Genomic DNA, 21,911 nt, shown 5'->3' with positions numbered 1-21,911 from the left:
CAACTTGATCGATGCAGGTCAACATCGGGTTGCAGCGAATTATTGGCACGCTATCGCCCGGCGGTCACCGCGCGGTGCACGGTGCGAGGATGTCACGCATGCCGGTGCCAGCGATTAAGCGAGTAAGCTATTGGGCGTGGCATTGGACTTCACAGCAGTAGATTTCGAGACAGCAAACGGTTTTATCGGCTCCGCCTGTTCGGTGGGCCTGGTCAAGGTACGCTCCGGGCAAATCGTCGAAACCGAACAGTGGCTCATGCAGCCGCCGGCAGGTTTCGACCACTTCGACCCGCGCAACGTCTCGATCCACCACATCACCCCCGACATGGTGAGCGCCGCGCCACGGGTGACCGACAGGATTCCGGAACTGCTGGAATTCATCGGATCCGACGTGCTGGTGGCCCACAATTCTTCTTTCGATTCCGGAGTGATCCGCGCGGCGTGCGAAGCCGGCGAACTGCCGGTACCGGAAATTGCGCACCTGTGCACCGTCAAGCTCTCCCGCAAGGCCTACGATCTGCCCAGCTACTCGCTGCCGTTCGTTGCCGAAGAAGCGGGCCACCCTATCGAAAACCACCACGAGGCCCTGGCTGACGCTGTGGCCTGTGCCTGGGCAATGATCGATATCGCCGGGCGCAGCGGACGGCAGTCCGTGTTGGAGACGGCAGACCACTATGGCGTCCGGCTGAGCCTGACCCAGCCGTGGCAGCCGGGCCACGAACTGTCCCGCGCCACCCGCGACGCCCAAGGCTGGCTGGCTGCTGGCAACCCGTTGCCGCCGCAGGATTCCTTCAACAACTGGCCGCAGGAAGGGCCGAACCCGAAGCCCAGCGACAACGCGGATCCCAGCCATCCGCTGTTCGGCCAGATCATGGTGTTCACCGGCAACCTGTCCATGCCGCGCCCCAAGGCCAAGGAACTGGCCGCCGAACACGGCGCGCAGACCGCCTCGCGGGTCACCCGAGCCACCACGGCGCTGGTCGTCGGAGACGGCTTCGTCCCGGAGGATCTGGCCAACGGGCGGCTGACCAACAAGGCCAAGCACGTACTCCGGCTGCGCGAAAAGGGCCAGCGGGTCAGCATCATCTCCGAAGGCGAGTTCATGCAGATGGTTGGCGGGTTCGGGCTGACCGCCTAGCAAACCGCAGAAGCCCGGCCGGCACAGATCGAATCTGTGCCGGCCGGGCTTCTGCCATTTTTCTCTGGGCGCGGTTCCTAGACCAGCAGCGCCATCCAGCGGTCATGCAGCTCGGAGATGATGTCATCCAGTGCGCTCGCGGGGCGCTCGCCGACGGCTTCGGTGCCGTAGATGGCAGCCAGCAGCGCTACAGCGTAGGCGTCGACCTCGGGATCCCGGCTGGCTTCTTCTTCGGCGGTTGCCGCCGGGGCGGCCTCGATGTCCGAGTCCCCGTCCTGCTCGGCGGCATGCTCGCCGAAGTACGCCGCGTAGGCCTCTTCGGGGGACAGCGAGATGTTCTCGGCGATCCTGGTGGCCACCTCGCGCAGCGCATCGGCCGACGGGCCCTGCAGGCCAACGAGCAGCTCGGCCCATTCGCCGGCGGCGGCCTCGGAGCGTTCCATCGCCGAACGGATGATCTTCGCCGCGGCAATGGCGGTCTTGGCCGCCTGGTCGTCGTGGGTCAGGAAGGCGGCCGAACGGGCCAGCGTCTCGGTGGTGCCCATAGGGACCCGGGCCAGCAGCGCGGCAATCGCGGCACGCGGCAGCACGCCGGTGGAGTCGGCGCCAGCCCCGGTGGGACGCCCTGGCTGTCCCATGTCGGGGCTGTCCAGGCCGGCGAGGTTCTGCGGATCGCCGTCCAGGATCTTCTCGAAGATCTCGACGTTGGCGAATTCCTTGTCGATCCAGCGGCCCAGCGGTTGCGGGGCGCGTTCCGGGAAGGAGCCGGCGATCTTGCTGTAGCCGCGCAGGGCCGCAAGCCACATGCAGGCCGCTTCGTCGCTGGCGACACCGTCGTTGGCCCATTCCAGCGCTTCCAGCAGGCCGTCGGCCAGGTAGAGCGGGAGGATTTCGGTGGCCCCGGGGTCAATTTCGTCACGGGCGTGGGTTGCGCCATCGGCTAGGCCGAGGAGGATCGCAAACACCTTGTCTGAGTAGTTCTCTGGCAGGAGTGCAGTTTCACCGGTTTCATTCACATCACCATTCTAATGTCCAAGTTGTCCGCGGCATTGCATAAGGTTGGACACATGCGATTGCTTCACACCTCGGACTGGCATTTGGGACGGACCTTCCACGGGGCCTCCCTGATCGAAGCGCAGCGTGCAGTGCTGCAGGAAATCATCGATATCACGATTAATCAGCAGGTTGATGCGGTGCTGATTTCCGGTGACATCTACGATCGCGCGCTGCCGCATGTGGATGCCGTCCAGTTGTGCAACTGGGTGCTGCGCGAGCTGCGCGCCACCGGGGCCGCCGTCGTGGTCACCAGCGGCAACCACGACTCGGCCTCCCGTCTGGGCTTCGGCGCAGAGCTATTGGACAGCGCAGGGGTGCACATCATCGCCGACCTCCAGCGCATGCTGCTGCCGGTCATCCACGAGGCAGGCGATCACCGGGTAGCCATCTACGGCATCCCGTACCTGGAACCGCGCATGGTGATGGAACGCCTGGGCGTGGAAAAGGCCAGCCATGAAGCGGTGGTCCGGGCAGCCATAGCGCAGATCGAAGAAGATCTTGCGCAACTGCGGGCAGGGGACAAGCCGGTAGTTTCCATCGCGATGGCCCACCTGTTTGCCGCCGGCGGCTATGGCAGCGACTCGGAACGGGAACTGAGCACCGGCAACCTCGACGTGGTTCCGGCAGAGCTCTTCGAGCGCTTCGACTACTCGGCGCTGGGGCACCTGCATGGACGGCAGAAGGTCAAGGAGCACGTTCGCTATTCGGGCTCTCCGCTGGCGTACTCCTTCTCCGAGGCAACGCAGCGCAAGGGCGTGTGGCTGATCGACACCAACGCCCGGGGCATAGAGTCCGTGCAGGAAATCCTGCTTCCGGTGCCGAAGAAATTGGCCATCCTCAAGGGCAAGCTCGCTGAGCTCCTGGCGGATCCGGAACTGGAATCCGCCGTCGATGCATGGTGCCAGGTCACGCTGACCGACAGCGAGCGCCCCGCCGACGCGATGGCAACGATTCGAACCCGTTTCCCCGACACCGTGGTGCTGAACTTCGCCCCCGATCACGCCGGCGGGGATGCCAAGACTGCGAGCTATGCCGAGCGCATGGCCAAGGCCGCCAGCACCGAACAAGTGGTGGGGGACTTCATGGAACATGTCCGCGAACGCGCGGCCGATGAACTGGAACGGGAAGTCATCGGCGCCGTCATCCAAGCCACCCGAGAGGCACAGGCCAGCCAGTGAGAATCCACAAACTCCAGATCCAGGCGTTCGGGCCCTTCGCAGGCACCGAAGAGATCGACTTCGATGAACTGGCCGAAGGCGGGCTGTTCCTGCTCGATGGCCCCACCGGTGCCGGCAAGTCCAGCATCCTGGATGCGATCTGCTACGCCCTGTACGGCGCGCTGCCCGGAAGCCGTGCCGGCAGCCGGCAGATCCGTTCGGACCATGCCCCGGCCGGTTTGGCTCCGGAAGTCGTCTGCGAGCTGACCATCGGCGACCGGCGCTTCGAGGTCACCCGTTCGCCGGCCTGGATGCGCCCGTCCAAGCGCGGCAAGAACAAGACCACCGAGCAGAAGGCCGCCAGCTTCCTGCGCGAGTTCACCGGTTCGAGCTGGAAGGAACTGTCCACCCGCAACGACGAGGTGGGCCACGTCCTGGGCAGCCTGCTGGGTCTGGACCGCGAGCAGTTCACCAAGGTAGTCATGCTGCCGCAGGGCGGCTTTGCGGACTTCCTGCGGGCCAAGGCCAAGGACCGCGAAGATCTCCTGGCGAATCTCTTCGATACCAGCGGCTATGCGCGGATCGAGGATGAATTCGCCGCCCGGCTGGCCGAAGAGCGCAAGAAAACCGAGAGCCTGGAAGCACGCCTGAGCGCCAGTGAAGAGGCCATCCATTCCGCTGCCCGGGCGTTCCTCGCAGGCCGCGAAGCCATTGATGAGTCCGCCGACGCCGACGCCGACGCCGACGCCGACGCCGACGGCGAAGGCGCTGGACAGGCCGCGGCGGGGGACCTGAGCAGTGCCGAGCAGTTCGCCGGCTATCACCGCCGGATCGCGGCGGTTCACCGGGACTCGGCCCTCGAAGCGGCCAAACTGCGCACCGAGATGACCCGCACCCGCGAGCAGGCGCAGGCGCTGGAGGAACGCCGCCGGATCTTCGCGCGCCTGGCCGAGCTGCGCGGCATGCAGGCTTGCTACGCCCAGAACCATGAAGCGGCAGCAGCGGCTGCCGCACGCTTGGACAGCGATGCCAAGGCGGGCGCGGTGCGTGCCTACCAGGCCCAGCTCCAGGAAGCATCCGTCGCCCAGGAGCAGGCCAAGGGCACCTGGCTGGACAGCAAGCTGTGGCTTGAAACCGAACAGGGACTGGACCCCAGTGCCGACGCTGCCGGTCTGGAGCAGCTGCGCCTGCCGGCGCAGCAAGCGGCCGAAGAACTAGCGGTGGCCAAGGCGGGCCTGGACGATGAAAAGCGCCGCGACGTCCTGGCCGGCCAGGCACGCAAGGCCGCCGAACTGGCCGCTGCGCAGGAAGAGACCCGTGCCCAGGCCGAAGCCGAAGTTGCCTTGCTCAAGGCCGAACGTGCTGCGCTGGAAGCCGCGGACCTCGATCAGGTAGCCGCCGGCGGCAAGGTCCAGCAGGCCAAGGAACACGTGAAGGGGCTGGAGACCAGGATCCAGCATGCCACCGAGCGCGACGCCCTGGAGAAGCAGGCGCTGGCCGCACGGGAGAAGTCCAGTGCACAAGAGCTGGAGGTTGTAGGCGTAGCCAATACCTTGCTTGACCTGCGTACCGAACAGCTGGCCCAGAGCGCTTTGCGATTGGCTGCCGCGCTGGAAGACGGGCAACCGTGCCTGGTCTGCGGTGCGCAAGAGCATCCCGCCCCGGCCCGGGCGGATGCCGATGCGCCGCTGATCGACGATGAGCAGATCCAAGCGCTGGAAGCCGCGGTGGCTGCGGCAAGAGCTGCCGGGCAACGGGCCGCGCAGGCGCGCGACACCCTGGTGGCCAAGTTCCAGGCCGCGCAGGAAGCCGCGGGCGACGCCTCGGTCGCGGACCTGCGGACGGAGCTTGCCACGGCGCAGGCCGGGCTGGAACGGGAGCAGAAGCAGCAAGGAGAAATCGCTGCCCGCGTGGCAAAGCTGGACGCGGTGCGCCAGCGTACCGAGCAGCAGAACGCGCGGGCATCCCAGGCGGTGCTCGAGCACGCCACAGCGAAGCAGCGTGCGCAGTCCCTGCAAACCCAGCTGGCAGAACTCGATGCCAAGCTGGAGCAGCTGCGCCAAGGCCGGGAGAACCTGGCCGAACTTGTGGCGCAGCTGTCCGCCACGTCCCAGGGCTTGGCCAGCGCAGTGCAGCACCTGCGTCGTTTCCTTGAGGCTAGCGAGGCGCTGGAGAAGGCCGAGGCCACCTGGAATAGCCAGCGCACGGCCGCCGGTTTCGAGAATCCGGCTGCCTTCGAGGCCGCCTTGCTGGACAGCGCCGAACGCGAGCGCCTGCGCCAGCTGCAGCGTGCCGATGCCGATCTGGCCAGTGCCATTGCCACGCTTGAAGCGTCGCAGGACTGCCGCAAGGCCCAGGAATTATCCGCGCAGGGCCTGGAAGGGCCAAGCGAAGAAGGGATTGCCGAAGCGAAGCTGCGCTCTTCCCTCGCCGAAGAATGCTTCGAAGCGGCGCGGGAACAAGAAGTGCTGGCGCAGACCCAGCTCGCTCGCCACGAGCAAGCAGCCACTGATCTTGAACGCCAGCGGACCGAGGCAGGCCCGGTCATCGAGGACTACCGCCGGCTGCGCGGATTGGCTGAAGTGATTCGTGGCGGGGGAGAGAACCTCTACAAGATGACGCTGAGCACCTATGTGCTCGCGGCCCGGCTGGAGGAAGTGGCCATCGCCGCAACGCAGCGCCTGGGCATGATGTCCGGCGGCCGCTACTCGCTGCACCATGATGATTCCAAGCAGGGCAATTCGAAGTCCGGGTTGGGGTTGCAGGTGCTCGATTCGTGGACCGGGAAGCGCCGGGAAACCCAGACGCTCTCCGGAGGCGAGACCTTCATGGCCTCGCTGGCCCTGGCACTGGGCCTGGCGGATGTCATTTCGCACCATTCCGGGGCCGTGGACATGCAGACGCTCTTCGTCGATGAAGGCTTCGGTTCGCTGGATGCCGAGACGCTGGAAGAAGTCATGCAGGCGCTGGAAAACTTGCGTGCCGGGGGACGGACCATCGGCTTGGTCTCCCACGTGGCAGAAATGAAGCAGCGCATCACCAATCGGATTTCGGTCAGCAAGACCCAACACGGTTCCACCATTGAACGCGACGGCACTGTGATCTTGGCTGGATAGATTGGACTTGCCCCAAGGCAGTAGCTATCTTGAAAGTAGTGCCATCAGGCATGCCTGGGAAATTTTGTGCGTCGGGGGGTGTGGGACGACGCACGCTTCGTCATGGAGTTTTGTTGACTCAGCCTACTTTGTCGAAGGAAAACAGTGAGGAATCCGAGAAGATGTCCGGATACTCCGCGTTAGTTCCTTTGGTAGGAGCACCCTTCCTGCCGCTTACTTTCCTTGCACGCCTCCCGCTGGCGATGCTCACCATCGGGTCCATGACCCTGGTAACTGCTACCACCGGCTCATATGCCATGGGCGGCTTGGCCGCGGCCATGGTTGGCCTGGGGTCCGCCATTGGCGGTCCGAGCATCGGCTATCTGGCTGACCGGGTGGGCCAGCGTCCGGTATTGACCACTGTCGCGGTCATCCACACCATCCTGCTGGTTGCCCTGACGCTTTTTGCCGACTCGGGACCGGATATGTCCGCGGCCTTGCTCTCGATCATGTGCCTGGCCACCGGTGCTACCGGCCCGCAGGTCGGCCCGATGTCCCGCGTCCGCTGGATTGCGATCACCCGCCAGCAGAAGAAGAACCACAAGGTCCTTTCGGCGGCACTGAGCCTGGAGTCCATGTTCGATGAACTGGGCTTCGTCTTCGGCCCGGTTGCCGTGGGCCTGCTGGCATCCCTGGTGGATCCGGTGCTGCCGCTCTACCTTGCCGCCCTGCTGACCCTGGTGCTGGTGCCGGTGTTCGCCTCGCACCGTACCGGCAATGCGGTGAAGCCGGCGAGAACCGCCGAGCACACTCCCAAGGTCTCGATCAGCGGCGCGCAGGTTGCCGCGATCGGCGCCCTGGTCCTGGGCATGATGGCGCTGGGCACGGTCTTCGGTTCCTCGGCGGCCGGTACCCTGGCCTTTGCCGGGGCGCAGGGCGATTCCAACTCCGGCGGCCTGCTCTATGGCGCCATGGGCTTCTCCAGCGCGATTGCCGCGATCTCCGTGGCCGCTTGGCCGCAGGCCTTCAAGCAGATCAACCGCTGGATCCTGTGCGGTGCGGCGCTGACCGTGCTCAGCTTCGGGCTGCACGTGGCCGGCAATGTCCCGCTGATGCTCGTTGCCCTGTTCATCGCAGGATTTGCGGTAGGGCCGGTGATCGTCACGGTCATGACCCTGGGCGGCGAAGTCGCTCCGCCGCAGCGACTGTCCACCGTAATGACCATGCTCTCTGCCGGCATTGTTGTGGGAACCGCGATCGGAAACGGCTTGGCCGGCGTCTTCGCCGAGACCCTGGGCTACCTCGGCGCCTTCTGGGTCTCCACCGGTGGCGCGCTGGTGATCTTCCTGGCCGCTGTGGCGATGAAGATCGTTGTCGCGAAGTCCCCGTCGCTGGCCCGCGTCCGCTAGGGCAAGAACTCTGCGCATCTTGCGGCCGGCCAGCAAAGCTGGATAAGAAGCATCCCGTTGCACCTCGCCCAGCAGGCGAAGGGCAACGGGATTCTTCTTTCCCCGCCGGGAATTGCTAGTGCGCGAGCTTTTCGCTGATGCGCGCCGCTGCGTGCTTGAGTTCCTCGATCATGCGCTCGTACCCGCCGACCGTGCTGGCGGCGAAGACGACGGCCAAGGCCGCCGGGGTTTGCCCGGAATGCTGGATCGGAACGGCAATGGAGGTCACGCCCTGGATGACTTCGTTCTCGCTGGTGGCATAGCCGTCAACCCGGGCCGCGACGGCAGCTTCGCGGTACTCGATGCCCGTGTCCAGGGCATCCCACTCCGCCTTGGCATAGCGCGACTGGATCGCGATGCCGGCAGCTCCCACATCCATGCCGTGCACCGAGCCCGGGCGGTGGACGATCGCGCGCTGGGAGTTCAACGGGGAGACCGACTGCAACGTGGTGCACAGGTCGTGTTCCCAGACGGCTACGAAAGCAGTCATCGACAGCTCGTTGGCCAGCGCGGTTAGTTCCGGGGTGGCGGCCGCCTGCAGGTCGCGCTGGACCGAGCGGGCGAGCACGGCCAAGCCGGAAGCGGAACGGATGTGCCCGGCCTCGTCGCGGTTGAGCAGGTGATGCTGCTCCAGGGTGCGGATGATGCGGTAGGCAATGGAGCGGTGGACTTCCAGTTTCGCGGCGATTTCCGCGATGGAAAGGTTGACCGGGGAATTGGCGACGATTTCAAGGACGCGGATTCCACGCGAAAGCGTCTGGGAGGTAGGCATTGCTCTTCAATCTGGCGTGCGGCGCTGCTGGAACGTCGTCGAGGGCCTTCGTAGTGAACCGGGGGACATAGCGGTCGGTGATCTATATCCGATTTTAGTCGTTCTCTATTAGAACACCGAATTCCCAGCCCGTTTCGGGAGAGGGTGCCTGGCTGGAGCTGGTCACCATTTGGATAGATCTTGTGATCTGCTTCACTCTGCGCTTATGATGGTGTCCGACATAAACCGTCCGAACGGTCGGTATACAACTCGCAAAAGGTCTTCACATGTCATCGACTGTCTCTCGCACCCAGGAGGAGCGCCGGGTTCTTGCCGGAACCCTCGTGGGCACCACCATTGAGTGGTACGACTTCTTCATCTTCGCCCAGCTCACCGCGACGCTGCTGACCCCGCTGTTCCTCGAGCCCCTGGGGCAGTCGAATCCGGGTGTCGCGCAGATCCTATCCTTCGCAATGATTGGCATCTCCTTCTTCTTCCGTCCCCTGGGCGCAGTGGTTGCCGGCCACCTGGGCGACCGCTACGGACGCAAGCGCATCCTGGTGCTCACCCTGATCCTCATGGGCGTTGCCACCGCTGCCATCGGCCTGCTGCCAACCTACGCGTCCATTGGCGTGGCCGCGCCAATCCTGTTGGTGCTCCTGCGCGTGGTCCAGGGCTTCTCGGCCGGTGGCGAATGGGGCGGTGCAGCCTTAATGGCGGTAGAGCACGCACCGAAGAATCGCCGCGGCTACTTCGGCGCCTACCCGCAGATCGGCGTGCCCATCGGCATGATCCTGGCTACCGGCCTGCTCTACATCCTGCGCGTTGCCATGAGCCCGGAAGAATTCGCCGCATGGGGCTGGCGCATCCCGTTCCTGCTCTCCATTGCACTGATCTTCGTGGGCTACATGATCCGCCGTGCGGTTGAGGAATCCCCGGTCTTCAAGCAGCTCGCCCAGCGCAAGGCTTCCGAGCACACCCCGCTGCGCGAGCTGATGACCAGCCATTCCAAGCAGGTCCTGCAGGCAGCGCTGATCTTCATCTCGAACAACGCCGCCGGCTACCTGGTGATCGCGTTCTTCATTTCCTACACCACCAAGGTCCTCGAGATGCCGGTGGCACCGATCCTCCTGGCTACCACCGTCGGTTCGGTGGGCTGGCTGATCTTCACCCTGGTCGGCGGCTGGCTCTCGGACAAGATCGGGCGCCGCAATACCTTCGTGATCGGCTACGCGCTGGTGTTCATCTGGATGATCCCGATGTTCCTGATGGTCGACACCGGAAACATTGTGCTGTACACCATTGCGATCTTCGTGCTGACCGTTGGCCTGGGCTTGTCCTACGGCCCGCAGTCGGCGATGTACGCGGAGATGTTCCCGGCGCAGATCCGCTACTCGGGCATTTCCATTGGCTACGCCATTGGCGCCATTCTGGGCGGCGCCTTCGCGGCCACCGTGGCGCAGATCCTGCTGGAGGCCACAGGCTCTTCGATCTCGATCGCCATCTACATCATGGTGCTGACCATCATTTCCGTGGCAGCGGTGCTCTGGGTGGGCGAGACCCGTGGACGCAACCTGCACGTGGAAGAAATCGAGGGCGAACAGGCTGACTCGCGCGTGGCGCACTAGTTCCGCGGCAGCACAATGCCCGCGCAGGCAAGGGATCAAGCGATCCTGGGCCTGCGCGGGCATTTGCGCGTCTGGCGACCGGTGGTTTGGCGATCAGTGGGCAGATGCGGCGGGCAGCTTGCTGCACCGCCGATTTCCGGCCGCCGCCATCGATTGCGCCTAGGCCGCCGGCATGCGGGGACCGAATGCTTGGCCGGCTACTGGGCGGGGCGGGTGGTGGAGGAGCGCACGATCAGCCGATGGCCCAACTCGTGGGCTTGCGCCGGTTCCTGGCCGCGGATAGCACGCAGCAGCATGGCGACCGCCAGCTGCCCCTGCTCATGCGGACGCTGCTCGACGGTGGTCAAGCCGAAGAGCTCGGCCAGGTCGTGATTGTCCACGCCGATGACCGACAGGTCATGGGGCAGCTGCAAACCGAGATCGCGGGCGGCCAGGATCGCGCCAATGGCCATTTCATCACTGGCTGCGAACACTGCCGTCGGACGGGATGCCGGGTTGCCCAGCAGCTGCTTGGCCACCGCGTAGCCCTGGGCCATGGAGAAGTCCGCGCTGGCGAACAGCGACTCATCCAGTTCAAGTCCAGCCTCGGCCAGCGCCCGCTCGTAGCCGGTGCGGCGGTGGGTGGGCACCATGAAATCCACATCGGTTTCCGCGTTGCCGCCGATGAAGCCAATGCGTTCATGGCCCAGGGAGATGAGGTGCCCGGTCGCGAGGGCAGAAATCGCTTCGTCATTCACGTGCAGGGTCGGCACGCCGGGAAGCGGGCCTCCCACGCCAACCAGGGGCTTGTCCATGGCCAGCAGCGCCTGGACCTCGTCCCCAGCCAACTCGACGTTGACCGCGATCACCGCATCCACGCGCTGGCGCAACAGGAAATCGGAGAAGATCTTCTCGCGCTGGGTGCGGTCCTTGGTCAGCTGATAGAGGGTGGTGTCATAGCCCTCGTCCATCAAGCGGCTGGAAATGCCTTCCAGCACGCAGGCATAGAACCAGTGGTTGATCACCGGAACGAGCACGCCGATGTTGCGGGTGCGTCCCGAGGCCAACCCGGACGCGGAAGAAGAGACCACATAGCCCAGCTCGGCGGCGGCGCGCTGCACAGCCTCCTGCGCGGACGCGGAGACAGAACCCCGGCCAGATAATGCGCGCGAGACGGTGGCAATGGATACGCCAGCGGCTTGTGCGACGTCTTTGATCCCGGCCACTTCTCTTCCTTCCTTCATGGGCACAGCCGTGGCTAGGGGAAATCCCTTCCCCTGGCCACGGCTCCTGCCCAACATTACCCGGTGCGGCTGCAGCCGGTCAGCAGATTGCCGGCTACGGCAACTGGAACCAGAGCGTGGTTTCGCCCGGAATCATTCCCGGTTCCGCCGAAATCTCCCTCTGGCTGCGCACCAGTTCGGTGGCGCCCTGCGCACCGGCAGGCAAAGGCTGTGCAGTTGCAGCGTAGTTGGCCACGACCAGCACAGGGCCGTTGGCGAAAGCCAGAACATCATCCGCAGTGCCTTCGACCCAATCCAGGGTGCCGGTGCCCAGTGCGTGATCCTGGCGCAGCTGCAACAGGCGGCGGTACAGGTTCAGCGTGGAAGGCTGGTCATCGGCCTGCGCATCGCGGGCATAGGAATCCCATCCTGCCGGCTGCGGCAGCCAGCTTTCACCGGTCGCGCTGAAGCCGAAAGCGGGCTTGCCGCTTTCCCAGGGCAAGGGCACCCGGCAGCCGTCACGCCCATAGCGCTCGCCATTGGTGCGCAACCAGGTAGGATCCTGGCGCGCCTCATCTGGCAGTTCAACGGCTTCTGGCAGGCCCAGCTCTTCGCCCTGGTAGATGTAGGCGCCACCTGGCAGGGCCAGCATCAACGCGCTGGAAGCACGAGCGCGACGCAATCCCACGGCAGCCTCCGGCAGGTTCGGGGTGTTCGGGCCGATGCCCTCGCCCTGCGGGTTCTCATCGGTCAGCGCCAAGCGGGTCGCATGACGTACCACGTCATGGTTGGAGAGCACCCAGGTGCTCGGGGCACCGACCTTGCCGAACTCCTCCAGGGACTGGTCGATGGTTTCGCGGATCTGCTGGGCATCGAAGTCGCAAGAGAGATAAGGGAAGTTGAAAGCCTGGTGCATCTCGTCCTCGCGCACCCACTTGGCCATCAGCGACAAGGGGTTGACCCATGCCTCGGCGCACAGCACGCGCTCGCCGTCGTACTCGTCCATGACCTTGCGCCAGTCGCGGTAGATTTCATGCACGCCATCCTGGCCCCACCACGGAGCCAGTTCGTCGGTGCCGCCCATGGAAGCTCCGGATGGGTCCGGGGTGAAGTCCGGCAAGCCCTCGGCCTTGATCAGCCCGTGGGCCACGTCAACGCGGAAGCCGTCGGTGCCCCGGTCCAGCCAGAAGCGCAGGACGTCGCGGAACATCGCGCGCACTTCCTCGTTGTGCCAATTGAAGTCCGGCTGCGAGGAGTCGAAGATATGCAGGTAGGACTGGCCGGCGCTGCCATCAGGATTCCTGGTTTCGGTCCACATCGGGCCGCCGAAGACCGAATCCCAATTATTCGGGCGCCCGGTTGCCGGGGTGTCCTTGAAGATGAAGCGGTCGCGTTCGGGGGAGCCGGGCGCCGCCTTGAGCGCTTCCTGGAACCACGGGTGCTGGTCCGAGCAGTGGTTCGGAACCAAATCGATGATGACGCGCAGGCCCAATGCGTGGGCCTTGGCGACCATCGCGTCGTAGTCCTCCAGGGTTCCAAACAGCGGATCCACATCGCAGTAGTCCGATACGTCGTATCCGGCGTCCTTCTGCGGGGAAGTGAAGAATGGCGACAGCCAAATCGCGTCGACCGAAAGCTGAGCGATGCTTTCCAGGCGTTGGGTAATGCCGCGCAGATCGCCCATCCCATCGCCATTGGAATCGGCGAAGGAGCGCGGGTAGATCTGGTAGATCACCGAGGAGCGCCACCACTGCGAGTCTTCGGATTGCACAAGGGAATCAGCTGCTGAACGAATTGAAGTCATGACGGTAACGATAAATGATTCACCACAGTTTGTAAACGCTTGCAATTATGCTTCAAAGCCCTCGTTCCATGGCGAGGTCTGAATTCGCGCCTCGGCCGATAAAAACTGATTTTATCGGCGTTGTTGTCAATTTTCATGATCTGTGCCACGCTGTAAACGCTTACAATCAATGTGTTACTCGCACCACTAAAGACCCGACCGGCAGGCCCAGCGGAAATCGCGGCCGACCCGGTCCCTGATGACACAGTTGTCACGAAAGGACATCCCATGAAGGTGAATAAGCACCCTTGGCTTCTCGGCGGAGCACTGACGGCCATTGCCGCACTCTCGCTCACCGCCTGCGGCGGGTCTGGCACCAGCGAGCCAGCAGCTTCCTCCAGCCCCGCAACGGCGCAATCCTCCCCGGCAGCAGCCTCCGGCGGCAAGCTGACCGTATGGGTGGATGCCAACCGCGAACCAGTGCTGAAGGAGGCCGCGGCGGACTTCGAGAAGCAGTCCGGGGTCAAGGTGGACCTGGTGATCAAGGACTTCTCCAAGATCCAGGAAGACTTCCTGCGCCAGGTTCCTACCGGCAAGGGGCCGGATATCACCATCGGCGCCCACGACTGGCTGGGCAACCTGGTCAACAACGGCGTCGTGCAGCCAGTTGAGCTGGGCGACAAGGCCGGCGAATTCCAGGACGTGGCCGTCAACGCAATGAGCTACGAGGGCAACACCTACGGTGTTCCCTATGCCACCGAGAACCTGGCCCTGCTGCGCAATGCGGATCTGGTCAAGGAAGCTCCGACGAGCTTCGATGACATGATTGCCGCCGGCGAGAAGGCCGGCACCGAATTCCCGTTCCTGGTGCAGGTCTCTGATGTCGGCGATCCATTCCACGCCTACCCGTTCCAGACCTCCTTCGGCGCACCGGTGTTCGGCACCGATGATACGGGCGCCTATGACCCGGCAGATCTGCAGATCGGCAACGAGGGCGGCATCGAATTCGCCAAGTGGCTGGCTGAAGAGGGCGAAGAAGGCAACCTGAAGACCAGCCTCGACGGGGACATCGCCAAGGAGAAGTTCGTCTCCGGCGACTCGCCATTCTTCCTGACCGGTCCATGGAACGTGGAAGCAGTGGAAGAAGCTGAGATCAACCTGGAAATCGACCCGATTCCATCGGCCGGTGGCGAACAAGCCCAGCCATTCGTAGCCGTGCAGGGCTTCTTCGTTTCCGCGAAGACCGAGAACCTGCTGGCCGCTACCGAATTCCTGACCAACTACATCGGCACCGAAGAAGTCCAGACCGAACTGTACGAGGTAGGCAACCGTCCGCCGGCAAACAAGGCGGCTTTCGAAGCGGCCAAGTCCGATGAAACCATCGCTGCCTTCGGCGAGGTCGGCGCCAACGGCGTGCCGATGCCGAACATCCCGGAAATGGCTGCCGTATGGGAGTTCTGGGGCGTAGCCGAGGCCGAGATCATCACCGGCAAGGCCGATCCAGCCAAGCGCTGGAAGCAGATGACCTCGGATATCGAAAAGGCCATCTCAAAGTAGGAACGCCTGCCACCAGGCACAACGATGAGCGCTGGGGCCGGGAGGAACTTCTCCGGGCTCCAGCGCCTGCAATGCACCAGCGCTAACTGCACTTGATCGACAGGGACATCTGGAAGATGACAAAGACCGCCCGCCAAGGGCCGCAACCCGGCACCGAGGAGACGAAGCCCAAGCTGTCACTGGCAGCCAGGCACTTCGCCAACGCCACCAGCACCTCCACTGGCGCCATGCTCGCCAAGATCATCCTGGTGGCGATCGTCGATGCGACCGCACTCTTCGCGGTCTTCACCGCACTGGGGCGCGAAGCCTGGGCGATCGCCGCGGTGATCGCGGCCATTGCCGTGCTGATCAACGTGGTCTACTTCAAGCGCGGATGGCTGCCGGCAAAGTACCTGCTGCCGGGCACCATCTTCCTGCTGATCTTCCAGGTCTTCGTGATCGGCTACACCGGGTACATCGCCTTCACCAACTACGGTTCGGGGCACAACTCGGATAAGGATGACGCGATCAGCGCGCTGCTGCAATCCAACCAGAACCGCGTCGAGGGATCAGCCGGCTACCCGGTCTCCATCCTCGAGGGGCAAGACGGGCTGGCGATGCTCATTGACCGCGATGGCCAGCAGCTGCTCGGCGATGCGGATGATCCTTTCGCCCCGGTAGACCCCGCTGGCCTGGGGGACTACTCCGAACTGGCTTTCGCCGATTTGCTGGGCCGCCAGCAGGAAGTCACCTCGCTGGCCGTTCCATTCACCGAGAACCCGGCTGATGGCACCTTGCGCACCAGTGATGGCCGCACCGCCTACCAGTACACTTCCTCCATCAAGCATGATGAAGCCGCGGACACCATGACCGATCAGAAGACCGGCGTGGTGTACCGGGACACCGGCGTGGGCGCGTATACCGCGCAGGACGGCTCGCAGCTGATGCCCGGCTGGTCCATTAACGTGGGCTTCGAGAACTTCACCCGTGCCGTTACCGACTCGTCGATCCGCAATGCACTGTTCTCTGTCACCGTGTGGACCTTCGCCTTCGCCTTCCTGTCGGTGGCGACCACCTTCTTCCTCGGGCTGTTCCTGGCGATTGTCTTCAACGACATGCGCATGAAGGGGCGGAAGGTCTACCGCGTCATCTCGATCCTGCCTTACGCATTCCCTGCGTTCCTGGGCGGGCTGGTCTGGGCGGGCATGCTCAACCGCGACTTCGGGTTCGTCAACCAGGTGCTCCTGGGCGGAGCGCAGATCCCTTGGCTGACCGACCCGTGGCTGGCGAAGTTCTCCGTGCTCTGGGTGAATCTGTGGCTCGGGTTCCCGTACATGTTCCTGGTCTGCACCGGGGCGCTGCAGTCCATTCCGAATGAACTCTCCGAAGCGGCCACCATCGACGGGGCGAAGCCGTTCCAGATCTTCCGGTTGATCAAGCTGCCGCTGCTGCTGGTCTCGGTGGCTCCGCTGCTGATCAGCTCCTTCGCCTTCAACTTCAACAACTTCAACGTGATCTACATGCTCACCGAAGGCGGGCCGCGCATGCAGGATGCAGGACTGAACGTGGGATCCACCGACATCCTGATCTCCATGGTCTACAAGGTGGCCTTCGTTGGCTCCCAGCGCGACTACGGCTTGGCCAGCGCCTTCTCCATCATCATCTTCGTCATCGTCGCGATCATCTCGATTATCAGTTTCAAGCAGACCAAGGCACTGGAGGAGCTGAACTAATGAGCACCGAAATCACCGGCAGGCCGGTAGCCCGCGCACCCAAGGGGCGCGCCGGGCGCCAGGGCCTGGGCAAATGGTTCGCCTCCACCGGGTGGCGCCACCTGATCGGCGTGGCCCTGTGCATCTATGCGGCTTTCCCGCTGCTCTACGTGCTCTCGGCCTCGCTGAACCCCAACGGAACCCTGCTGTCTTCCAATGGATTGTTCACCACCATCGGCTTCAACAGCTATGTGGAGCTGTTCCAGAATCAGCAGCGTCCCTTCGGCGCCTGGTTCATCAACACCTTGGTGATCGGACTGACCACGGCGGCCGCTTCGGTGTTCCTCGGAGCATTGGCTGCCTACAGCTTCTCGCGGATGCGCTTCACCGGCCGCCGCGTGGGCCTGGTCAGCTTGCTGATCGTACAGATCTTCCCGCAGCTGCTGGCCGTGGTGGCGATCTTCATCCTGCTCACCTCGCTAGGAGATGTTTTCCCGGTATTGGGCATCGACAACCAGATCGCGTTGATCATGGTGTACCTGGGCGGGGCACTGGGTGTGAACACCTATCTGATGTACGGCTTCTTCAACACCATTCCGGTGGAAATCGACGAAGCGGCGAAGATCGATGGTGCTGGCCATGCCCGCATCTTCTTCACCATGATCCTGCGCCTGGTGGCACCGATCCTGGCCGTCGTGGGCCTGCTGTCCTTCATTTCCAGCACCTCGGACTTCGTGATCGCTTCGGTCATCCTGGTCTCCCCGGAGAACCAGACGCTGGCTGTGGGTCTGTACTCCTACGTCTCGGAGGAGTTCACCTCCAACTGGTCGGTCTTCGCTGCCGGTGCGGTACTGGCAGCGATCCCGGTGATGGCATTGTTCCTGTTCTTGCAGAAGTACATTGTCGGCGGCCTGACCGCCGGCGCAGGCAAGTAGCCCGCAGCAGCTGACCGGCTTCGGGCAGATGGGGCAACGCCACTGGCGTTGCCCCATTTTGCCTGCGTCGGCCCAGGGGCCGGAGCACGTAGAGTAAAAGGCATGAAGCCCTACTTGCCGCGCGCCGCCCGCAACTACCTGGAGCAACTTCGCCGTGCGCTGGATTTCTTGTCTTTGCAAGAACGCAACGAAGTCATTGAAACCACCAAGCAGGAAATTCTCCGCCTGCCTGGCGGCGGACGCCGCAAGAGCGACTTGGTCCGCTTGCTCGGCGAGCCTGCCTCGCGTGCGCTCAAATTCGAACGCCATGAGCCCGAAGCCCTGGAAGTGGGCAGCGGCAAGTACTTCCTGACGCGTATTCTGGCGTGGCCAATTTTCGCTCTCGCACTGCTGACCCTGATGGTGGTGCTTTTCGCCCCGCCGCAAGCCGCCTTGGCCAACGAACAGAGCTTCGGCTTTGTTGCCGGGGGAGTTGGCGGGCTGCTGGGGCAACTCGAATTGCTGATCGGATCCCAGCTGATTTGGCTGGCGTTCATTCCGGTCATCCTCAGCCTGGTTCCGTTGTGGCTGCCCAATAGTGCCGGCACTACCATCCACATCCTCGGGGCTGTGATCATGACCGTTATCTGCGCGGCCGGTGGCGGACAGCTCTCGCTCTTTTTCATTCCGGTGACCGTGCTGCTCTGGGCACAGGTTTTCACCCCGCTGCTGATGATGCGCGGTTCCATGGCAAGCCCCGGGCCCGGCTGGCTGGTGTGCGCGGCGGTGCTGCTGATCCTGGTCCTGGGGTATGCCAGCTACCAAGGCCTGGCCGGCTTCAGCGCTGCGCCATGGCTGATCGTGGCTCCGGCCGCGCTGCTGGCCGTGCTGGCGATGCTGCTGCCCTTCCGCTGGAAGCTGGCTCATATTGCGCTGGTCGCAGCCGGCCTGCTGGTGATGGCCGCTGGATTCGTCGCTGCGCTGCCAGGAACCTACGGGGCGGTCCTGGCCTGGCCGTGGCTTGCTGGCGGCATGAGCTTCGCCGTAGGACATCTTGCGCTAGCTGCTGGCATGTGGCACGAGCGAGCCAGGAAATTGCTGGCCCTGTTTTAGGAGTTTCAATACTTGTAGGCGCTTAACGGGAATTTACAGAGAAAATGCGTATATCCTCGTGACATGGCCGAGAATAAGGAAAATTCCTCTCCTGAACCGACAAAACGTGGTCGCGGGCGCCCGCGCAAGGACTCTGAGTTCCAGTCCCTGAGCAAAGAGCAGCTGGCCCAGAAGGCCTTGGAAATCGCCGGTGCCGAGGGCTACGACGCGCTGACCATGCACCGTCTTGCGGCCGAATTCAATGTCACCCCGCGGGCGTTGTACAACTACGTGGCGGATCGCCAAGAAGTCATCAACCTGGCGGTAGGGCGCTTCATTTCGATCAATCCGCTGATCGAGTTCGATTGCAACGACTGGAAGCTCGGGGTGACCGAAGCATACAACGCAACGCGCCGGGCCTACCGGGCCTACCCCCGGGCTTCGCAATTGACGCTCGACGAAAAGCTCAAGGTGGAGCCCGGCCCGTTCCGCAATGAATTGATGGAACGGATCCTCGCCTTCTTCGTGGATATCGGGCTGACGCTCAAGCAGGCAGTGGCCATGGTCCGCGCCCTGGAACGGGATGTCCTGGGTTTCGTGATGCATGTGGATTACTACTATGACCGCCGCTCGAAGGACAGCCCGGACTACGTGAGCTCGCTGGTGCCGGTCCAATTGCTTGACGCCTACCCGGAAGTTCCGACACCGCTGGCACGCCAAGCGCTCGAGCTGCCGCAGCAGGACAGCGATGACCTTTTCGGGGAAGTCGTCGAGTTGCGGTTGCTGGCTATTGCGCAGATGCTCGAGCTCAACCGGGCCGCCGAAGACCACAAAGAATGAAATAAGCATTTCGACAGGGAATATTAGCCAGCTGGCCAACGCTGTAGGTTGAAGGACCGCAGGATTGTGCGGCCTGGAATTCGTTTGAAAGTTGACCCATGTCCCAGAGCAAGCCGCATCCGGTACCAGTTGCTGAAGAACTCTCGGCCGGAGCGCGATGGCGATTGCTGGGCGTGCTGCTGGCAGCGATGTTCATGTCGCTGGTTTCGGTCAGCATCGTCAACGTGGTTCTTCCTGCCATCGGTTCCACCCTGCACGCCACCGAGGCGGACCTGCAGTGGGTATTGGCAGGATATGCGCTGACCTTCGGCGTGGTGCTGGTCGCTGCCGGACGCGCCGGCGACCTGCTGGGCCGCGGCGTGATGTTCGTGGCAGGTTTGGCAATCTTCACAGCCGCCAGCATCCTCGCAGGGCTGGCCGCGGATCCACTGATATTGAACATTGCCCGCTTCATCATGGGCATTGGCTCGGGCCTGCTCAACCCCCAAGTGATGGGCATGATCCAGCAGCACTTCCGTGGCGCGGCCCGCGGCCGGGCCTACGGGCTGCTGGGCACCGCCGTCGGCTTCTCGGTAGCTATTGGGCCGGTGCTGGGCGGATTGCTGATCAACTGGTTTGGCGAAGACGCCGGCTGGCGTGCCACCTTCTTGATCAACGTCCCGGTCGGCGTGCTGGCCATCGTCCTGGCGCTGCTGTGGCTGCCCAAGCCGCTGTTCAACAAGCCAGCGGGCAAGGTGGATCTGGACCCCGTTGGCGGCCTCCTGCTGGCGGTTGGCATTTTCGCCCTGCTCCTGCCATTCGTCCAGGGCCGCGAAACCCCATGGCTCTGGTCGCTGCTGGCCTTGGCAGTGCTGGTCATGGTGCTCTGGGTCTGGTGGGAGAAGAAGTACAAGAAGCTCGGGCGCGAACCAATGGTGGAATTGGCCCTGTTCAAGATCCGCAGCTTCACCAACGGCACGCTCATCGCTGGCCTGTACTTCATGGGTGTTTCCAGCGTCTGGGTGCTGGTGGCCATTTACGTCCAGCAATCCCAGGGCTTCAGTGCCCTGCAGGCAGGGCTGATCTGCCTTCCCGCGGCTCTGCTCTCCGCCTTCAGCTCCGACATCGCCGGACGCTATGTCATGACCGTGGGGCGGAAAATGGTCATTGGCGGCATTCTCAGCGCCCTGTTCGGCCTGCTGGCCACCATTGCCGTGGTGGTCCTGGAGGATCGCGGGCTGCTGAGCATCTGGTGGATGCTGCTTTCGCTGGCCTTCATCGGCGTAGCCCAGGGCTTCATCATTTCGCCTAACCAGGCTCTGACCCTCATGGAAGTTCCCGTGGCCAACTCCGGCAGCGCCGGCGGCTTGATGCAGACTTCCCAGCGCGTGGGCACTGCGGTGGGCATTGCGGTGATTACCGCTGTCTTCTACGGCATGAACCACGTAGCCGGGTACTCGATCGCCATGGCGCTCTCATTCGCTGCCATTTCACTCTTGGTCCTGGCCACCTTGCTGGTCGGTATCCTCGATCTGCGCCATAGCCATGCTGCCCGCAGCAAGCCAGTTGCCGAAGAAGTCGTTCCCGTCAGCACCGGCGTGCAGCGTACTGTGACGGGGGCAATCGAGGTTGCCGGGCCGAAGGAGCCTACCCAGCCAGTAGACTCCCAGCCGTAATCCGGTGCTGGCCAGCGGGTGGGCCGAAGACCTAGGCTGGGGGATATGAAGCGATTCTTCCTGCGCACCGCGGCACTGTCTTTGGCTTTCGGCGTTGCCGCCTGCGGGGCGACCCCGGGCGAGCCGGGCGCCAGCCAGCCAACTGAAAGCGAGACCAGCGTGGAACGGCAAGATCCGGTCGGCCTTTGGGGGACCAAGGAGCAGGGCCAGCCGTGGCTGGAACTGTCCGAGGACGGCAAAGTCACCGGCAGCGATGGCTGCAACCGCCTCGCCGGTACCTGGAATGCATCCGAAGACCTGGAATTCGCCGCGCTGGCTTCGACCAAGATGTTCTGCGAAGGCGTGGATGACTGGCTCTCGCGCGCTGCCTCCGCCAAGCTGGAGGACGGCGAAAAGATGCTTGTTCTTGACGCAGACGGGAAAGAGCTAGGAACCCTTGCCTTTGGTGGCAAGGGATCCTAGCTCTTTGCTGCTTCAGCCGGAACTATGCGCTGACGCGGTAACCGGAGATCATCGGGCACTCGAATGGATCCCGGGCCGATAGCCCGACCTTGTTCAGGTAGGTGATCACCTGTGCGTAGGATTCGCGGACACTGGCCACGGTGTACGGCACCTGGTGCTCGTCGCAGTACTGGCGCACGATGCGCGAGACGCCGGCCAGGTTGGCGCGCGGCATGGACGGGAACAGGTGGTGCTCCACCTGGTAGTTCAATCCGCCGTAGACGTGGGAGAGCACGCGGTTTCCCCAGCTGGACTTGGCCATGACATTGCGTCCGGTCAGAACCTGGCGGGAGAAGAAGTCGATGCGGGCGTCCTGGGGAACCATCGGCATGCCCTTGTGGTTCGGGGCGAAGGAGGCACCCATGTAGACGCCGAAGACTGCCAGCTGCACGCCGAGGAAGGC

17 protein-coding genes are annotated in these 21,911 nt (G+C 63.7%); 12 read left to right on the top strand and 5 right to left on the bottom strand.

What is annotated here, in order from left to right; all coding sequences use genetic code 11:
• Positions 1–136: 136 nt before the first annotated feature.
• A complete protein-coding gene (locus EDF61_RS13675) occupies positions 137–1,138 on the top strand; it encodes a 3'-5' exonuclease (RefSeq protein ID WP_133834437.1) in 1,002 nt (333 codons plus the stop codon).
• 77 nt (positions 1,139–1,215) lie between these two features.
• Here EDF61_RS13675 and EDF61_RS13670 read toward each other — a convergent pair whose 3' ends face one another.
• The gene (locus EDF61_RS13670; RefSeq protein ID WP_133834436.1) at positions 1,216–2,154 is read right to left on the bottom strand and encodes a hypothetical protein; all 939 of its coding nucleotides are present in this window, start codon (positions 2,152–2,154) and stop codon (positions 1,216–1,218) included.
• Positions 2,155–2,205: 51 nt separating this feature from the next.
• Between EDF61_RS13670 and EDF61_RS13665 the strand changes: the two genes are divergently transcribed.
• The 3 genes from EDF61_RS13665 to EDF61_RS13655 all read left to right on the top strand — a co-directional run bounded on the left by EDF61_RS13665 (position 2,206) and on the right by EDF61_RS13655 (position 7,855).
• Positions 2,206–3,372, top strand: coding sequence for an exonuclease SbcCD subunit D (locus EDF61_RS13665; RefSeq protein ID WP_133834435.1), 1,167 nt, complete (start codon positions 2,206–2,208; stop codon positions 3,370–3,372).
• The gene (locus EDF61_RS13660; protein WP_133834434.1) at positions 3,369–6,467 is read left to right on the top strand and encodes an AAA family ATPase; all 3,099 of its coding nucleotides are present in this window, start codon (positions 3,369–3,371) and stop codon (positions 6,465–6,467) included. Before EDF61_RS13665 ends, EDF61_RS13660 begins: the two co-directional genes overlap by 4 nt.
• 113 nt (positions 6,468–6,580) lie before the next feature.
• Positions 6,581–7,855 carry an MFS transporter gene (locus tag EDF61_RS13655; protein WP_133834433.1) on the top strand — a complete coding sequence of 425 codons (1,275 nt, stop codon included), beginning with the start codon at positions 6,581–6,583 and terminating at the stop codon, positions 7,853–7,855.
• Positions 7,856–7,970: 115 nt separating this feature from the next.
• Here EDF61_RS13655 and EDF61_RS13650 read toward each other — a convergent pair whose 3' ends face one another.
• The gene (locus tag EDF61_RS13650) at positions 7,971–8,666 is read right to left on the bottom strand and encodes an IclR family transcriptional regulator (RefSeq protein WP_133834432.1); all 696 of its coding nucleotides are present in this window, start codon (positions 8,664–8,666) and stop codon (positions 7,971–7,973) included.
• 266 nt (positions 8,667–8,932) lie between these two features.
• Here EDF61_RS13650 and EDF61_RS13645 point away from each other — a divergent pair, with 266 nt between their 5' ends.
• Complete coding sequence (locus EDF61_RS13645; RefSeq protein ID WP_133834431.1) at positions 8,933–10,273, top strand: MFS transporter; 1,341 nt, start codon at positions 8,933–8,935, stop codon at positions 10,271–10,273.
• A gap of 197 nt (positions 10,274–10,470) precedes the next feature.
• Here the strand turns inward: EDF61_RS13645 and EDF61_RS13640 are convergent, their stop codons facing one another.
• Together EDF61_RS13640 and EDF61_RS13635 are read right to left on the bottom strand one after the other, a co-directional pair.
• Complete coding sequence (locus EDF61_RS13640; RefSeq protein ID WP_133834430.1) at positions 10,471–11,478, bottom strand: LacI family DNA-binding transcriptional regulator; 1,008 nt, start codon at positions 11,476–11,478, stop codon at positions 10,471–10,473.
• Between the two features lie 112 nt (positions 11,479–11,590).
• Entirely contained in the window at positions 11,591–13,279 is a 1,689-nt protein-coding gene (locus tag EDF61_RS13635) for a glycoside hydrolase family 13 protein (RefSeq protein WP_133834429.1), read from the bottom strand.
• Between the two features lie 267 nt (positions 13,280–13,546).
• Between EDF61_RS13635 and EDF61_RS13630 the strand changes: the two genes are divergently transcribed.
• The 7 genes from EDF61_RS13630 to EDF61_RS13600 all read left to right on the top strand — a co-directional run bounded on the left by EDF61_RS13630 (position 13,547) and on the right by EDF61_RS13600 (position 21,469).
• A complete protein-coding gene (locus EDF61_RS13630; protein WP_133834428.1) occupies positions 13,547–14,815 on the top strand; it encodes a sugar ABC transporter substrate-binding protein in 1,269 nt (422 codons plus the stop codon).
• Positions 14,816–14,931: 116 nt separating this feature from the next.
• On the top strand, positions 14,932–16,527 hold the full coding sequence (locus EDF61_RS13625; RefSeq protein WP_133834427.1) for an ABC transporter permease subunit: 1,596 nt from the start codon (positions 14,932–14,934) through the stop codon (positions 16,525–16,527).
• Positions 16,527–17,441: a sugar ABC transporter permease gene (locus EDF61_RS13620; protein WP_133834426.1), complete on the top strand. Its 915-nt coding sequence runs from the start codon at positions 16,527–16,529 to the stop codon at positions 17,439–17,441. The genes EDF61_RS13625 and EDF61_RS13620 overlap by 1 nt, the downstream gene beginning before the upstream one ends.
• A 102-nt stretch (positions 17,442–17,543) precedes the next feature.
• Positions 17,544–18,533, top strand: a complete 990-nt coding sequence (locus EDF61_RS13615) for a hypothetical protein (RefSeq protein ID WP_133834425.1) — start codon at positions 17,544–17,546, stop codon at positions 18,531–18,533.
• A gap of 63 nt (positions 18,534–18,596) precedes the next feature.
• Positions 18,597–19,352, top strand: coding sequence for a TetR/AcrR family transcriptional regulator (locus tag EDF61_RS13610; protein ID WP_105662609.1), 756 nt, complete (start codon positions 18,597–18,599; stop codon positions 19,350–19,352).
• 98 nt (positions 19,353–19,450) lie between these two features.
• Positions 19,451–21,007 (top strand): MFS transporter, encoded by a 1,557-nt coding sequence (locus EDF61_RS13605; RefSeq protein ID WP_133834424.1) that lies wholly within the window; start codon positions 19,451–19,453, stop codon positions 21,005–21,007.
• 45 nt (positions 21,008–21,052) lie between these two features.
• Positions 21,053–21,469: an META domain-containing protein gene (locus EDF61_RS13600; protein ID WP_133834423.1), complete on the top strand. Its 417-nt coding sequence runs from the start codon at positions 21,053–21,055 to the stop codon at positions 21,467–21,469.
• 22 nt (positions 21,470–21,491) lie between these two features.
• On the opposite strand, the gene EDF61_RS13595 is transcribed toward EDF61_RS13600, so the two are convergent.
• On the bottom strand, positions 21,492–21,911 hold a 420-nt coding region (locus EDF61_RS13595), incomplete at its 5' end, for a fatty acid desaturase family protein (protein ID WP_208294274.1).

The organism is Arthrobacter sp. JUb115 (assembly GCF_004365035.1).
GTDB lineage: Bacteria > Actinomycetota > Actinomycetes > Actinomycetales > Micrococcaceae > Glutamicibacter.
Note: the sequence above shows the minus strand (reverse complement) of the source record. Positions and strands in the feature narration are given on the sequence as shown.